Below are 13,727 nucleotides of genomic sequence, written 5' to 3'. Positions count from 1 at the left end.
CGCGCGCCTTCTGCAGTATTTACAAATGCAGCGCCGTCCGGCACCGCCCGCGTGGGCCGCGCCGATGCCGCGGCGTCGCCGCGCATGGGCGCGGGTGCGGCACGCAGCTTGCGCGCCGGCCCGGTTATGGCCGCGGCACGGCATCGCCGGCCGCCAACGGCATTGCCTGGTCGTGAGCGATGAAAACTGTCCCTCCCCTGCTGGAATCGGCACCGATGCGGGCCGATCACTTCGTCCGGTTCCACGAGTCCGACGCGCAGCTCATGTCGGAAGTCGCCGTGTTTGCGGCCGACGCGCTGCGCGCCGGCGGCAGCGCGATCGTGATCGCGCGGCCCGCCTGCCTCGCGGCGGTGCACGAACGCCTGCACACGCTCGGTGCATCGGCCGGCGGCGCGGCCCGCAGCCGCCTCTTCATGTCGAGCGCGCACGCGCTGCTCGACAGCTTCATGAATGGCGACCTGCCCGACCCCGCGCGCTTTCGCCGCTCGATCGGCACGATCGTCGAAGCGGCGGTCCGCGCCGGCCGGCCCGTGCATGCGTTCGGCGAAATGGTCGCGCTGCTGCGCGCGCACAACCGCTACGCCGCGGCGCTGCGGGTGGAAGCGCTATGGAACGAGCTGATCGAGCGATACCGCTTCTCGCTCTACTGCAGCTATCCGCACGATGCGTTTACGAGCGCCGGGCAGTCGGAGACGTTTCGCCACGTATGCGCGCTGCACCGCCGCATCCTGCCCGCCGCATCGCTGCGCGACGACGAAAGCGGGCTGCATCTGACGCTGGCACTGTCGCAGCAGCGCTCGCGCGCGCTGAGCGACGAGATCCGCCGCCGCGAGGACGCCGAACGGCAACGCAACGGCGTCCTGATGCACGCGCCGTTGCCGATCGCGCTGCTGTCGGGCCCCGAGCACCGGATCGTGCTCGCGAATCACCGCTTCTCGGCCTTGTGCGGCCGGACCGACATCGTCGACCAGCCGCTGACGGCGGTGCTGCCCGGCGGCGATGCGCCCGCGATCGTGCGCGCGCTGGAAGCCGCCCGCGCACAGGGCTGCTCGACGACGATCGGCGAGCACCGCGACCGGCCCGAGCCGGACGGCGCCCGCGTGTACCGGCTGCATTTCAATCCGCAGCCGCTCGCGGACGGGCTGGGCGTGATCGTCAGTGCGGTCGAGGTGACCGAGCACGTCGCCGCGCGCGAGAAGCTCGTCGCCGCGAACGCGGAGCGCGACCGGCTGCTGGGCGAGCTGCGCGACGCGAATCAGGCCAAGGACCAGTTTCTCGCGGTGCTCGGCCATGAGCTGCGCAATCCGCTGACGCCGATCTCGCTCGCGCTGGAGCTGATCCGCAACCGCGACGGCCACGCGACGCCGAACGAGATCGCGATCATCCAGCGCCAGCTCGATCACATGGTCCGGCTGATCGACGACCTGCTCGACGTGTCGCGCATCACGCGCGGCAAGATCACGCTGAAGAAGGAGGCCGTGCGGCTCGCCGACATCGCCGACCGCGCGGTCGAGATCGCGAGCCCGCTGCTCGAGCAGCGCCGCCACCGCCTGCAGGTCGACGCCGATCCGGACGCGCGCTGCCACGGCGACCCGGTGCGGCTGTCGCAGGCCGTCGCGAACCTGCTGACCAACGCGGCGAAATACACGCTGCCGGGCGGGGACATCACGCTGCGCGCGGCGCGCGGCGCGGACGACACCGCGATCGTCGAGGTGTGCGACAACGGCGCCGGCATTCCGCGCGATCGCCTCGACAGCATCTTCGAGCCGTTCTACCGGCTCGACGGCGAAGCGAAACAGGCGCATGGCGGCCTCGGCATCGGCCTTGCGCTCGTGCGCAGCCTCGTGACGCTGCACGGCGGCACGGTGCGCGCGGACAGCGCCGGCCCCGGCTGCGGCAGCACGTTTACGATCACGCTGCCCGAATACCGGCCGAAAACGGTGGCGGTCACCGTGCCGCAGCCGCCGCCCGGTATCCGCGACCTGGCGCCGGGCCGCGCCGGCCGGCGCGTGATGCTGGTCGACGACAACGAGGATGCCGCATCGACGCTCGCGCAATGGCTGCGCGAGGCCGGTCACGAGGTCGCCGTCGTGCACGACCCGGTCACCGCACTGGCCGCGTACCGCGCCTACCGTCCCGACGTCGCGATCCTCGACATCGGGCTGCCGGTGATGGACGGCTACGAGCTGCTGCGGCGGCTGAAGGCGATCAACGAGGTCACGCCGTGCATCTTTCTCGCGCTGACCGGCTATGGCCGCAACGCGGATCGCGAACGCTGTCTCGCGACCGGGTTTCTGCAGCATTTCGTGAAACCGGTCGACCCGGCCGCGCTCCATCTCGCGATGAGCCGGCCGGGGACGAACGGCGATGCGCACGACGGCGCCGGTGCGGAAGCCGGACGCTGAACGCTGCCGGATCCTGAATGCTGAATCCTGAATGCCGAATGCGGCATGAGGCACGCAACCCGCCGACGTTCCGGCAAGCGCCGTGCGGCTCAGTTCTCCGCGGAACAGCGGATCGACGTCAGGCCGGCCGATTCGACGATCCGGATCAGTTGACGCAGCATCGCATCGGCGTCGGCCGGTTCGCGCCACTTCACGAGCAGTTCTTCCTCGCGCAACGCACGCGCGGCCGTTTCGCGAAAACCGCGCGTGCGGCACGCGAAGCCCGCATTGTGCAGCCCGGTCGTCAGGCGCTCGCGCGCCGTCGAGCCGAGTTCGTACTCGATCGTGACCAGCGCAGTCCTGACGCTGCGCACGCGCTGCTCGACAAACCGCAGCGGCCAGACGACCAGGAGGCCCAGCACGAGCCCGAGCGCGCCGAGCGACAGCTGGCCGCCGCCGATGCACAGTCCGACGACCGTGACGAACCACAGCGTCGCGGCCGTCGTCACGCCGGATACGAGGCCGTCGCGATGCAGGATCGCGCCGCCGCCGATGAAGCCCATGCCGGTCAGGATGCCGAGCGGCAGGCGCATCGGGTCGAGCACCGAGAACCCGTCCTGCGGCTTGCCGGCCTGCAGCAGCAGCGCATTGACCTGCAGCATCGCCAGGCACGCGGCGAGACACACGAAGATCGTCGTGCGCAGCCCTGCCGTCTTGCCGGATTCGCTGCGATCGAGGCCGATCAGCCCGCCCGCGACGAGCGCAAGGACGATCCTGACGAGGACCGCATCCCACTGAAGTACGACCGGCATCGGCTCCATGCGCGCCCTCCCTGCAAATCTTCTTGCGTGATGCGTCGCGGCGTGGCCGCGGGACGACGCTTGCGGGGCGCAAGGTTCGGGCCCGGCTCGCGCGCGTGTCACCGTGTCGGCGTGTCGCCGCGCGCACGGCTAGCGCCCTGACCGCTCAGTCGTCGCACGCGCATGCGACCGGGCCGCCGTCACGGTCCCGTCCTTCTCCGCATCCGTTCGGATACGAAAATCGCCTGCGTCACGCTTCCGCGCCTCCCGGTACCCGATCGGGTACGAAACGACGCACCGGCTCCCGGGCTCGCCACTCCGTTCCTGTACGGATACGAAATGCTGCCCATGCCGACAAGTTGTGCAATACTGTTCCCGATCAGATACGAAGCACGGAGAACGTCATGTCGGAGTCCCAGTCCGTCGACACGATCGGCGCGCTCGCCCACCTCATCCGCGCGGCGCGGCTCCAGCAGGGGTTCACGCGCGACGAACTCGCGAACGCGACCGGGTTGTCGCCGAAATTCATCAGCCAGGTGGAAGGCGGAAAGCCGACCGCGCAAATCGGCAAGGTCATGCTGCTGCTCGGCGAACTGGGCGTGCGCCTGTACGCCGAGTCGTCGGTCGAGATTTCGGAGGCCACCGCGCTGAAGGCCGCGCAACGTCGCAGGAGCAGCCATTGCGGCTAGAACGCTGATCGCGTCCGCCAACGGCGTGCGCATGGGCACGTTGACCGACGACAAGGGCATCTGGTCGTTCGCGTACGACCCGCAATGGCTCGCGTCCCCGGCCGCCTATCCGCTGTCCCCGGCGTTCGCGCTGCGCGCCGGCGCTTTCACCGACACGTCGACCGATCGCCCGGTCCAGTGGTTCTTCGACAACCTGCTGCCCGAGGAAGGCATGCGCACCTCGCTCGCACGCGAGGCGAAGGTCGACGCCGCCGACGCGTGGGGCCTGCTCGCGTACTTCGGGCGCGAATCGGCCGGCGCGCTGACGCTGCTGGCCGACGGCGAACGGGAAGCGCCCGGCAGCCTGCAGCCGCTGCCGCTCGACGAGCTCGAACGCCGGATCCGGGCGATGCCCGAGCGCGCGCTGACGGCCACCGCGCCCAAGCGCATGTCGGCGGCCGGCGCGCAGCAGAAACTGCTGCTGGTGCTGCGCGGCGATGCACCCGACTACGCGCTGTACGAGCCGGTCGGCAGCGAGCCGTCGATGCACCTCCTCAAGCCGGACATGCGCGCGGCCGGCTACCCGCACTCGGCGATCAACGAATTCTTCTGCATGAAGCTCGCGAAGAAGATGGGGCTCGACGTCCCCGACGTGCACTTCCTGCGCGCGCCGTCCGCGTGCTACGTGATCGACCGGTTCGACCGCGACGTCGCGTCGGCGCCGGCCGCACGCGTGCATACGATCGACGCGATGCAGTTGCTCAACTACGACCGCGGCTTCAAGTACCAGCGCGCGAACGCGCAGGAGCTCGCCCGTGCGATCGAGCGCACCAGCACGCGCGCGCTGGCGCGCCTGTCGGTGTTCCGCTGGACCGTGTTCAACGTGGTGGTCGGCAATGCCGACGCGCACCTGAAGAACCTGTCGTTCTTCGTCGACGCGCGCGGCTACCGGCTCGCGCCGTTCTACGACATCGTCAGCACGGTCGTGTATCACACGCCGACGCACCGCCCCGACCATCGCGGCGATCACTGGCCGCACTGCGAATTGACGATGCCGCTCGGCAACGCGACGCGGCTTGTCGAGATCGATGCGGCCGCGCTGATCGCGTTCGGTCAGGCGCTCGGGCTCAGGGAGAAAGCGGCGGCAAGCGAGTTGCAGCGCTTTCTCGAACCGCTCGATCGCCATGTCGCGCAGACGCTCGAGGAAGTGCGGGCAATCGCCCGCCCGGACGCCGGCGAGACGCGGCTGCTGAATTCGATCGCGGCGATGCCGATCGCGGAGATGGGGCGCGCGCTTCGGCCGACGCGCGATTGAGAACGGACATGAAGCATGCACATGGGCGCGCCGGTTCAGGTGAATCGGCGATACGACGTCCGGCGTCGGTCCGGTGCCTCATTCCGCGATCGTTGCCGCCGTGCCCGCCGCGCGCCGGCATATCAGGAGACGCCAACCTGCGCCGGCCGCACGGCAGGGTGCCGAACCGCTCGGTCAGCGGATCGGCGGCGTCGAACTCAGCTTCTCCGACAGCATCCGCTCGTACACGCCGAAGTGCAGATCGACCTCCTTTTGCGTGACCGGGGTGACCGTGATCTTGATCTGGTCGGGCAACAGGCCCAGCACGACCGCGACCGCGGCTTCAAGTTGCGGTGCACAAGCCTTGTCCTCCGCCATTGTCGTGCCGACCAGCACGTCGTAGGTCTGTTCCTGCCGGCAGACGATCTCGACAAGTCGCGCCCGCGCGCTCATGTTGTTGTCGATCGCGAGCCTGACGACCTCGGTCACCGTGCGCATCGTCTCGGTCGGAAAGCCCTTCGTCGAGCGCAGCCGGATACGATGCCTGCCCAGCGTAAGCCAGTCCGTATCGAATTCCATGGCGTCCTCCGCATGCAGTTCCAAGCCGCTGCGATGATAGGTTCCAGCACCGAAATTTCAAGTGCAAAAATCTGCCGCCGCCCCTTGAAATTTTCCGCAGAGTGCCTATCTTGAGTTTCGCTCAGGCAGACGCGCGAACCGTTTCATCCCGCGCGCTGCGTGTTTCGATTTGTTTGCCGGCAGTCCGGCAGGCGAACTGGAGCGCGTAGGCCCGTTCGCCTCCCGATTGCCATCCAGGAGGATACGATCATGAGCGATCTTTACTTCGGAACCGATCTCTTCAGCGAGTTCGACCGCCTGCAGCAGCAGATGGCGCAACTCTTCGGCGGTTTCCCGTCCAGCATCCGCGCGAGCCGGCTCGGCGCATTTCCTCAGATCAACATCGGCGCGACGGACGAGTCGATCGAGATCGTCGCCTTCGCCCCGGGCGTCAGCGCCGCCGAACTCGACGTATCGATCGACAAGGGCCTGCTGACCCTCAGCGGCGAACGCAAATCGACGCAACCCGACACTGAAAGCGAGACGCGTACGTATGCGCAGGAGCGCTTCGTCGGCGCCTTCCGGCGCGTCATCGAGCTGCCCGACACCGCCGATCCCGACAAGGTCCAGGCGCGCTACGAAAATGGCTGCCTGTCGATCAGCATCGGCAAGCGCGAGTCGTCCAAGCCACGCGCCATCACTGTCCAGTAACTCCAGGAGCCGATCATGAACGACATGACCAAACTGGCTGAACGCGACCCGTCCGCAGTCACGCGCCGCGACGCGGAACAGGCCACGCGCCGGATCACCCTCACCCCGGCCGTCGACATCTACGAGAGCAACCAGGGCGTCACACTGTGGGCAGATCTGCCCGGCGTGACGAAGGACAAGCTGGACGTCAAGGTTCACGACAGCAGCCTCTCGATCGAGGCCGAGGCGGTGGTGCCGACGCCGGCCAATCTGCGCCTGCAGCATGCCGAGGTCCGGGAGCCGCACTTCGCGAGGACGTTCACGCTGTCACCGGACTTCGATACGTCGAAGATCGAGGCAAGCCTCCAGGACGGGGTGTTGAAGCTGACGATCCCGCGTCGCGACGAGGCTCGCCCACGGCGCATCGAAGTCAGGACCGGCTGACCCTGCGGCAACGGCCGGTCGGAAAGATGGGCGGCGGGGGAAGCGCCGCCGCCCGTCGCGAACCAGGAGCGGGAGGTACCGGTGTCCGATGTCGCTGAGGAGTCCTGGAAAGGGCATGCGGTGCTGGTCCGCACCGTGCCCGTGCGACGGATCGCGACACGCATGTCCGCACCGGAAGGCTACATCGCCATCGTCCGGATCGAACGGAACGATGAGGTGCTGGCCGACTGGCATCTGCCGCGTTTCGGCGAGCGCTGGACGAGCGCGGCCGAAGCGCAGCGCGATGCGCTCGAGTTCGCGGTGCAACCGATCGATCGCGGCGTGCCCGGCGCAGTCGAGGCTCGGGGCACGCTTGCTGCCTGATGGGCTGGCCGCCACGCTCGAAACGGATTGAAGCTGAATCGGAGGACGCCATGAATACCGATCCGAAGAAGTGGAACCCCTTCAAGTTCCTTCGCGGAACTGCCCGCAAGTCCGACGGAGAAGGCCCGGAAAACCCGCCGACAACCGAACAGTGGCGGGCCGCGTGGCCCGACATTCCGCGACTGTTCTCACGTGAGCCGTGGCGTGCGGTGGAGGAATTCTTTCATGACCCGCTCGCAGGCCGTGGCGCGCTCGAACGATGGTTCGGCGACTTCAGTTCATCGCGCTTCCAGGCGCGCATCGACGTCGTCGATGAAGGACCGGTGCTGCGCGTGACCGCCGAACTGCCCGGAATAGCGCGCGAAGATCTGAAGGTGAGCATCGAGGACGGGGCAATCGTGCTGCGCGGAGAGAAAAAGCAGGACGTACGCAGCGAGGAAAACGGCTGTTACCGGCTGGAGCGCGCCCATGGAAGCTTCATGCGCACGATCCCGATGCCGGAATACGCCGACCCCGATCGTACGTTGGCAAAGTTCGACAACGGTGTACTCACGTTGACCGTGCCAAAGTCGGAGCCGACGCAGACCGTGAGTCGCACGATCGATATCCGCTAGGGCAAACACGAAAAGTGCCGTGGTGGCGGGCGGGTATCGGACGAACCGGGCCGTTGGCTCAGTGGGTGGAGCAGCCGACTTTTTTGTCCGTTGGTCACTGGTTCGAATCCGGTGCGGCCCGCATGAAACCGAAAATCCGCTGCCACCCGACAAACGCGGCTTGCGATGGGCGACGAACGCGACGAAGCCATGGATGACGGTCAGCCAGCCGACGTGGAAGGGACGGCTGCGAGTTCCCGCCTGAGGTGACCAGCGAACGAAAGCGACAAGCGGGGGAATGGGCGATGCTGAATGGATAAGACAGGATAAGTATTCTTATCACAATGCATCTGTTTTTCCTTAAAACTCGAACACGAAGAAATACGCCGGGCAATTCGATCCCCCTGCCCGCTCGCCCGTGTTTGCCGCACACGGCATGACGAAACGCGAAGGCACGCGAAGACACAGGAACACGGCAGACGTACGCGGCGAATCACGCGAACGAAGCGCCGCTGCGGCGCGTCGCCCGCGCGCATGCCGCAATCGATTGGCCGTCGATATTCCGCGGCGGCCTCACCCGGTCGAAGATCGGGGCAGACCACGCCGCACGCCCGATGCAACGCACGCGAGATTCAGCCGTGAAAGGCACCCCGCCTCACCCGGCAGTCGACTGAAGCGGCAATTCAGGGCCTTTGCAGGATGTCTGTCGCCTGCTCGGCGTCGGCCAGCGAGTCGAGCGCTAGATAGGCAATGAACTGCGAGCCGAGCACGGCGGCGGATACGCCGCGGAGATTGATCCCGCCGTCCGACAGTTTCTGGGTCAGCTCCGCGATGATCCCCATCTGGTCCAGCCCCATCACACGGATCGAGTGCAGGCTCGAGCTAGGACTGAATCCCGCCTGCGTGGCGGCACGAGTCTCCCGATCTCCCTGCAGCGGCGCGACGAATACCACCCCTTTGCCGGGTGCTTCCTGGGTGCGCCGGGCGACAATGAATTGCAAATCCACGCCGGCATCCCGCAACGCGTTCAGCACGCGTGCAAGACCGCCCGGCTTGTCCTCGATGGTGGCCGCCCAGACGTCAACGCGTTCCACGAGCAGTTCCATGGCCCCTCCAAAAAGTCGGACCTCGATGAAGACAATCTATGTCGCGCATGACCGGCGAGCAAGGCCGCTCGTGCGAACGGCGTCATGCAGGTTCGCCTAGGAATCCGATGATTTTGCCGACGGGGGACGCAAGCCGAGCATGACCGCCTGCCGATGCCGCCATCGAAGCAGCGCGTCGCGGAACTCGTCGGATGATTGTCCGGACGTAACCCGCCATGCTCCGGATTGAAAGGATCGCGCGGCGCGCCAGAACGACCGGGCCTCGGGCCCGTCGTCGATGGGAGTAATGGGCAACTGGTACGTTCGATGCAGATACGACAGGAAGGCGAGACCGTAGCCGCGGCGCCTCATCGGCGGGAGAATTTCCAGTCGATGGACATACACCCGATCGGTTCGCGGCGCCAGGCTGTATGTCGCCCCGCCGACGATACCGCCGGATGCCGCGAGTATCGCGACTTCCCAACCCGAATGCGGCACACCGTCGATGCCCAGATCGATCGGCACCGATTGAAAACGAATCGCGGGAAGCCGGCGAAATTTGCGTCGCGCAAAAAGTAACCGCAGGTAGGAAAGCACGTTCAGCCTTTCGTCATGTCCGCAGCGGCACGCTTGCTCATCTTCGCGCGCCACCGCAATTCGCAGCCGCACCCTGGCGCGTGGACGCTTCCCCTGTCGAACGCACCGCCCATGACATGAACGACCCGGCATGGATGTCCGGATCGACGCGACGTGCGGTTCGCGAGCGACGCCGGCCAGAACTATTTCCGGTTCTTCAGGAACGTCTGTCCGGCTGCCGTGATCGAGACGCTTCCGCGGCCGTTCGTCGGATAGCGCACGAATCCTGCGCCGATGAGCTCGCGGGTAATGGACCAGCCAAGTGCGGGTGTATCGCGACCGTAACGAATATCGGCAAGGCGCTCCAGCGCCCAGATCGCGGATGCCGAGATGGTCGGAACGGTCGAAGCTTCGTTATCGCTCATGGCGTCTCCAGGTGTTTGATCATGATCAAGGGTGCCGCATGTATCGGACTCAATCGGCAAGGCACGCACTCAGGCGCGTCCAGTCGTAACGGGCGCCGACCTCGATGCGCACGGCGGCATCGACGAGGTCGATGCCGTGGTGGCCGCAGTGCCGATCCGCACGTTCGATGAGTGCCTCGAGCGACGGCAGCGGTGCGTCGCTCTTCCAGGCGAAGGCGATCACGTTGCCCGCACCGTCTTCCGCCGGTGCGATTGCGACGGAAGGGCCGAACGTCTCACGCAGCCTCGCGAGACAATCACCGAGTCGCGGATCGTCGCCGAGCAGATTGACGACGAGCACGCCGTCGTCGTTCAGTCGCGCGCGACAGGTATCGTAGAAGGCTGCGCTGCAGAGCTCGGACGGCGCGCCATCCGCATTGAAACCATCCTGCAACAGCGCATCGAATGTGTGCGCGGTCGTCGACAGGTGCCGCGCCGCGTCCGCGCAGATGATCGTCAGTCGTGCGTCGTCGGGTGGAACGTGGAACCGGTCGCGAAGCGCGATCACTTCCGGATTGATTTCGATTGCCGTGAGACGGGTGTTCGGCAGGTTCCGATAGCAATACTTCACGAGCGAACCGCCGCCGAGCCCGATCAAGCCCACATGCGCGGGTTCCGGCTGAAACAGCAGGAACCCCATCATCGTGCGCGTATAGCCGAGTGCGAGCGCGTCCGGAGCCTCCCGCAGCATCGTGCTTTGCATGCCACGGCCGTCGAAGCACAGCGAGACGAGGTGCTCGTTTTCCACGACGATCGGCTTGTCGGCAATCTCGGCCGGGGAAGCCGCGCGCAGGCCCAGGAACGGAAAATCGACAGGCGGCACGCGGGTCAGCCCTCTTGAAGCAAGGGCAAGAGCGCACGAAGCGCCGCCTCTTCGTCCGGGCCGCTTGCAAGGACTTGCGCGGACGTGCCGCGACGCACCTGCAGCGATGACATGGCCATGCCGTCCTTGGCATTCCCGCGCCGCCCATTGGCGATCAGCAGGATGTCGCTGTCGAAACGGCGCGCCGTGACCACGAGCGCATCGCGCACGGCGGTCGCACCGTTCCGGCTCCAGGCGGGACCTGCTTCGAAATAAACGACGGTTGCCATGTTCCTCGCGTGTGGCGTGAGAGGGATGCTGGTATTCAGTGGGACGGGCCGATCCGGCAGGCCATCAGGAACGCCTGGAACTCGGTTTCCCATGCCGCGTTGCGCACGTCGATTTCGAAACCGGCGAGACGCTGCATTGCGCCGCTCAGATACTCGGCACGGAGCAATCGAGGCGGCACGCCCTGCGCGAAACAGCAGCCATCCGCATCGAGCAGCAGGCGCGGGTGGTGCCGGAACCGCGCACTGGCCACCGAGATGGGATCCATCACATGCCGAGCCGATTCCCGCGGATAGACGAAGGCCAGATGAATACCGGCTGCCGCGAGCCGCTCGCCCACATCATGGAAGCGGTGGACCATCTGGAAGCCGCGCTCGCCGCCGCGCCCGACGCCCACCACGACAAGCCCCCGGCTCCCCGCGACCTCCGGCAGGGATATGGGCCGCCGATCGGGCAACAGCAGCATCCCATCCAGATCGAACATGTCGGCTACCTCCGCGAATCCGCCCTCAATTCCGGCGATCGGCGGCAAGGCTGAATTATAAGACAGCATTCATCGAATGTGTATTTCATTATAATGTTGTGTGCGCCCGCCCCTTGGTCGGCCCGCCTGCGAGCCGACGGCACGGCGCCCGTTCCGGCAAGGCAGGTATCCGTCCGCCTTTTGCCGCCGACCGGCTCGAATCCGTTCCATGGAAGCCGCGAACGTGCCCCCGCCTGCCCGCAATGCGCAATGGAATACACCTGCCCGAACGGCACACTGCATCTGTGCGCGGACTGAGGTCATGAATGATCGGCGGGCGCCGGCATCGAATCCGCTGACGAATCGGCCGGGCGAGTCGCCAAGGACGCGAACGGCAATGTGCTGTCGGACGGGGGCGTGGTCGCGCCGATCAAGGATCCGCGCGTGAAGGGTTCATCGATCACGCTGAGAATGGGCGCCAAGGTAAAAAGCATCCGGATCGTCGGCGGCGATCACGAGATCGACGGCAAGACCGACGCGGGCAGCTTCGTGCTCACGGCGTGCTTTCGCCGGGAAGCGTGACGCCGCGCGCTTACCTACGGCGAACCCGCTTGTCGTTGCAGTTCGCTGCACGCGCTCCCCGCCGACAACATGTCTACCCGGATTGATCGGGCATGGAGCGGGATTATCGGAATCCGCCCGGCGTGACCATCGACGCGATCGAAATCAATCCGGACATGATCGCGCTACACGAAGTATTCAGGACTCCTGCGGACGATGCCCGGTTCAAGGTGATCCGTGCGGATCGCACGAAGTACGTGACACGGAGGGATGCCCATACGACCCTCCTGGCATGCGCACGGCATGCGCACCGGGAAATCGACGTCCAGGCGGCTCGCGAACTCAGTCCGCGCTTCGCTTCACCCGTTTGCCGAGCGCGCTTTTCGTCTTGTAGCTCACGCCGTGTTGTTCGAGATACTCGCGAATCAACTGCCGCACGACTTGCGACGGCGTCAGGTCCTGCTCCGCGCAGAGCATGTCGAACGCCTCTTTCTTGGCGGGATCGATCAGGATGGTCAAGCGTGCGGTTTTCGTTTCCATTGCAGGGCAGAGTCGGCGATATGCTAATTTAATTATAATGCATCGGCCCTTGCGTACCGCGCCCGAAAGCATTCGGCACGCGCGTTTGGCCCGGGCTCGGCGACAGCACCCCAAGCAGAATCCGCCGCCGCCAACGCGCAGTCGGGTTTCGTTTCACCTCGTGCCGGCTCACGACCGGCGGTCAAGCCGATAGAGATAGTCGAGCACGTCGTCGACGACGGGCACGATCGCCAGCGTGACGAGTGCCGCGGCCAGCGGCACGGTCGACACGTAGCCGACATGCTTGAAGCCGATTGCGCCGGCCAGCCCCCCGACGAAGAACGACGCCAGCATCGTCGCGTGAATCCTGAGCTTCGCGCGGTTCGCGATCACCGTCTGCGCGTGCACGTCGGCACTCGAACGATTCCAGTAAAAGAGCTTGCCGAGTTCGATGCCGAGGTCCGTCACGATGCCCGTCATGTGCGTCGTGCGGATTTCCGCCCCCGACAGCTTGGTGATCATCGCGTTTTGCAGCCCCATGATGAAGCACAGCAGGATCACCGTGACCGGCATGAAGAACGCTTCCCACAGCGCGAGATGGCTGCCGAGCAGCCCGAACAGGAGCAGCAGCGCCGCTTCGACCAGCAGCGGCAGCACGTACTGACTCTGCAGGCCACGGCGCCGCCCCCAGTTGACGAGCACGGCCGAGCAGCCGGCGCCCACCAGAAACGACGCGAGCGAACCCACCCCGGCCAGCACGAGCCGGATGTCGCCGAGCGCGGTCTGATCCGCGATCGCCGACACGATCCCGCTCATGTGCGACGTGTATTGCTTGACCGCGAGGAAACCGCCGGCGTTGGTCGCGCCGGCGACGAAGGCAAGCGAAAACCCGAGCTGGCGGTTCGCGGCCGCGCTGCGGTGTTTTCCCGTCAGGCTTCGGAAGTACTGCGCTGGCATAGGATCTTCCCTCATTCGCCCGGATCGGGAGACGACGACGCCCCGAGCGGAGCCCGGCGCGCCGCGGCACACCGCCACGGTCGCCCGTTCCAGCCAGGGAGCCATGAGACTTTCATGATAACCGCATTATCATACCTTGTTATCCCGATTCGTCTTTCGGTGTCATAATGCGGACAGGATCAGGTCGCGGAAGACGCGGCCGTTCCAACCACCTCGTC

17 protein-coding genes, 1 tRNA gene and 1 pseudogene are annotated in these 13,727 nt (G+C 66.3%); 9 read left to right on the top strand and 10 right to left on the bottom strand.

Annotated features, from left to right (window positions below; translation table 11 throughout):
- Positions 1–215: 215 nt before the first annotated feature.
- On the top strand, positions 216–2,405 hold the full coding sequence (locus NQV17_RS10955) for an ATP-binding protein (protein WP_257772193.1): 2,190 nt from the start codon (positions 216–218) through the stop codon (positions 2,403–2,405).
- 89 nt (positions 2,406–2,494) lie between these two features.
- Here NQV17_RS10955 and NQV17_RS10950 read toward each other — a convergent pair whose 3' ends face one another.
- Positions 2,495–3,205 carry an MgtC/SapB family protein gene (locus NQV17_RS10950; protein ID WP_257772191.1) on the bottom strand — a complete coding sequence of 237 codons (711 nt, stop codon included), beginning with the start codon at positions 3,203–3,205 and terminating at the stop codon, positions 2,495–2,497.
- A gap of 383 nt (positions 3,206–3,588) precedes the next feature.
- Between NQV17_RS10950 and NQV17_RS10945 the strand changes: the two genes are divergently transcribed.
- Positions 3,589–3,873 (top strand): helix-turn-helix domain-containing protein, encoded by a 285-nt coding sequence (locus NQV17_RS10945; RefSeq protein WP_257772189.1) that lies wholly within the window; start codon positions 3,589–3,591, stop codon positions 3,871–3,873.
- On the top strand, positions 3,863–5,167 hold the full coding sequence (locus tag NQV17_RS10940; RefSeq protein ID WP_257772381.1) for a HipA domain-containing protein: 1,305 nt from the start codon (positions 3,863–3,865) through the stop codon (positions 5,165–5,167). Before NQV17_RS10945 ends, NQV17_RS10940 begins: the two co-directional genes overlap by 11 nt.
- Positions 5,168–5,341: 174 nt before the next feature.
- Here NQV17_RS10940 and NQV17_RS10935 read toward each other — a convergent pair whose 3' ends face one another.
- A complete protein-coding gene (locus tag NQV17_RS10935; protein ID WP_257772187.1) occupies positions 5,342–5,725 on the bottom strand; it encodes a hypothetical protein in 384 nt (127 codons plus the stop codon).
- Between the two features lie 249 nt (positions 5,726–5,974).
- Between NQV17_RS10935 and NQV17_RS10930 the strand changes: the two genes are divergently transcribed.
- The 5 genes from NQV17_RS10930 (at position 5,975) to NQV17_RS10910 (ending at position 7,936) form a co-directional block, all read left to right on the top strand.
- Positions 5,975–6,415: an Hsp20/alpha crystallin family protein gene (locus NQV17_RS10930; RefSeq protein WP_124528629.1), complete on the top strand. Its 441-nt coding sequence runs from the start codon at positions 5,975–5,977 to the stop codon at positions 6,413–6,415.
- 15 nt (positions 6,416–6,430) lie between these two features.
- Positions 6,431–6,838, top strand: a complete 408-nt coding sequence (locus NQV17_RS10925) for an Hsp20/alpha crystallin family protein (protein WP_044843463.1) — start codon at positions 6,431–6,433, stop codon at positions 6,836–6,838.
- Positions 6,839–6,919: 81 nt separating this feature from the next.
- The gene (locus NQV17_RS10920; RefSeq protein ID WP_257772183.1) at positions 6,920–7,201 is read left to right on the top strand and encodes a DUF6566 family protein; all 282 of its coding nucleotides are present in this window, start codon (positions 6,920–6,922) and stop codon (positions 7,199–7,201) included.
- A 50-nt stretch (positions 7,202–7,251) separates the two neighbouring features.
- Positions 7,252–7,815, top strand: a complete 564-nt coding sequence (locus NQV17_RS10915; RefSeq protein ID WP_257772181.1) for an Hsp20/alpha crystallin family protein — start codon at positions 7,252–7,254, stop codon at positions 7,813–7,815.
- 47 nt (positions 7,816–7,862) lie between these two features.
- Positions 7,863–7,936, top strand: a tRNA-OTHER gene (locus NQV17_RS10910).
- 541 nt (positions 7,937–8,477) lie between these two features.
- On the opposite strand, the gene NQV17_RS10905 is transcribed toward NQV17_RS10910, so the two are convergent.
- From NQV17_RS10905 to NQV17_RS10880, 6 genes are all read right to left on the bottom strand, one after another.
- A complete protein-coding gene (locus NQV17_RS10905) occupies positions 8,478–8,900 on the bottom strand; it encodes an ACT domain-containing protein (protein ID WP_257772179.1) in 423 nt (140 codons plus the stop codon).
- A gap of 96 nt (positions 8,901–8,996) precedes the next feature.
- A complete protein-coding gene (locus NQV17_RS10900; protein ID WP_257772177.1) occupies positions 8,997–9,476 on the bottom strand; it encodes a hypothetical protein in 480 nt (159 codons plus the stop codon).
- A 182-nt stretch (positions 9,477–9,658) separates the two neighbouring features.
- The gene (locus tag NQV17_RS10895; protein ID WP_082088431.1) at positions 9,659–9,880 is read right to left on the bottom strand and encodes a hypothetical protein; all 222 of its coding nucleotides are present in this window, start codon (positions 9,878–9,880) and stop codon (positions 9,659–9,661) included.
- Between the two features lie 49 nt (positions 9,881–9,929).
- Positions 9,930–10,742, bottom strand: a complete 813-nt coding sequence (locus NQV17_RS10890) for a fused MFS/spermidine synthase (RefSeq protein ID WP_124485846.1) — start codon at positions 10,740–10,742, stop codon at positions 9,930–9,932.
- Positions 10,743–10,747: 5 nt separating this feature from the next.
- A complete protein-coding gene (locus NQV17_RS10885) occupies positions 10,748–11,011 on the bottom strand; it encodes an HPr family phosphocarrier protein (RefSeq protein ID WP_124485845.1) in 264 nt (87 codons plus the stop codon).
- Positions 11,012–11,046: 35 nt separating this feature from the next.
- Positions 11,047–11,493, bottom strand: coding sequence for a hypothetical protein (locus NQV17_RS10880; RefSeq protein ID WP_257772173.1), 447 nt, complete (start codon positions 11,491–11,493; stop codon positions 11,047–11,049).
- Positions 11,494–11,742: 249 nt separating this feature from the next.
- Between NQV17_RS10880 and NQV17_RS10875 the strand changes: the two are divergent.
- A pseudogene (locus NQV17_RS10875) lies at positions 11,743–12,054 on the top strand (alkylphosphonate utilization protein).
- A gap of 321 nt (positions 12,055–12,375) precedes the next feature.
- Here the strand turns inward: NQV17_RS10875 and NQV17_RS10865 are convergent.
- Together NQV17_RS10865 and NQV17_RS10860 are read right to left on the bottom strand one after the other, a co-directional pair.
- Complete coding sequence (locus NQV17_RS10865; RefSeq protein WP_044843458.1) at positions 12,376–12,573, bottom strand: ribbon-helix-helix protein, CopG family; 198 nt, start codon at positions 12,571–12,573, stop codon at positions 12,376–12,378.
- 168 nt (positions 12,574–12,741) lie between these two features.
- Positions 12,742–13,509 (bottom strand): YoaK family protein, encoded by a 768-nt coding sequence (locus tag NQV17_RS10860; protein WP_044843457.1) that lies wholly within the window; start codon positions 13,507–13,509, stop codon positions 12,742–12,744.
- Positions 13,510–13,727: the final 218 nt, after the last annotated feature.

Source organism: Burkholderia sp. SCN-KJ (assembly GCF_024656005.1).
Taxonomy (GTDB): domain Bacteria; phylum Pseudomonadota; class Gammaproteobacteria; order Burkholderiales; family Burkholderiaceae; genus Burkholderia.
Note: the sequence above shows the minus strand (reverse complement) of the source record. Positions and strands in the feature narration are given on the sequence as shown.

Excerpts from the sequence above, each read along its gene's own strand:
- NQV17_RS10955 (WP_257772193.1), top strand. The coding sequence starts at position 216 with ATGCGGGCCGATCACTTCGTCCGGTTCCACGAGTCCGACGCGCAGCTC.
- NQV17_RS10880 (WP_257772173.1), bottom strand. The coding sequence starts at position 11,493 with ATGTTCGATCTGGATGGGATGCTGCTGTTGCCCGATCGGCGGCCCATA.
- NQV17_RS10860 (WP_044843457.1), bottom strand. The coding sequence starts at position 13,509 with ATGCCAGCGCAGTACTTCCGAAGCCTGACGGGAAAACACCGCAGCGCG.
- NQV17_RS10895 (WP_082088431.1), bottom strand. The coding sequence starts at position 9,880 with ATGAGCGATAACGAAGCTTCGACCGTTCCGACCATCTCGGCATCCGCG.
- NQV17_RS10905 (WP_257772179.1), bottom strand. The coding sequence starts at position 8,900 with ATGGAACTGCTCGTGGAACGCGTTGACGTCTGGGCGGCCACCATCGAG.
- NQV17_RS10935 (WP_257772187.1), bottom strand. The coding sequence starts at position 5,725 with ATGGAATTCGATACGGACTGGCTTACGCTGGGCAGGCATCGTATCCGG.
- NQV17_RS10945 (WP_257772189.1), top strand. The coding sequence starts at position 3,589 with ATGTCGGAGTCCCAGTCCGTCGACACGATCGGCGCGCTCGCCCACCTC.
- NQV17_RS10915 (WP_257772181.1), top strand. The coding sequence starts at position 7,252 with ATGAATACCGATCCGAAGAAGTGGAACCCCTTCAAGTTCCTTCGCGGA.
- NQV17_RS10950 (WP_257772191.1), bottom strand. The coding sequence starts at position 3,205 with ATGGAGCCGATGCCGGTCGTACTTCAGTGGGATGCGGTCCTCGTCAGG.
- NQV17_RS10865 (WP_044843458.1), bottom strand. The coding sequence starts at position 12,573 with ATGGAAACGAAAACCGCACGCTTGACCATCCTGATCGATCCCGCCAAG.
- NQV17_RS10930 (WP_124528629.1), top strand. The coding sequence starts at position 5,975 with ATGAGCGATCTTTACTTCGGAACCGATCTCTTCAGCGAGTTCGACCGC.
- NQV17_RS10885 (WP_124485845.1), bottom strand. The coding sequence starts at position 11,011 with ATGGCAACCGTCGTTTATTTCGAAGCAGGTCCCGCCTGGAGCCGGAAC.
- NQV17_RS10925 (WP_044843463.1), top strand. The coding sequence starts at position 6,431 with ATGAACGACATGACCAAACTGGCTGAACGCGACCCGTCCGCAGTCACG.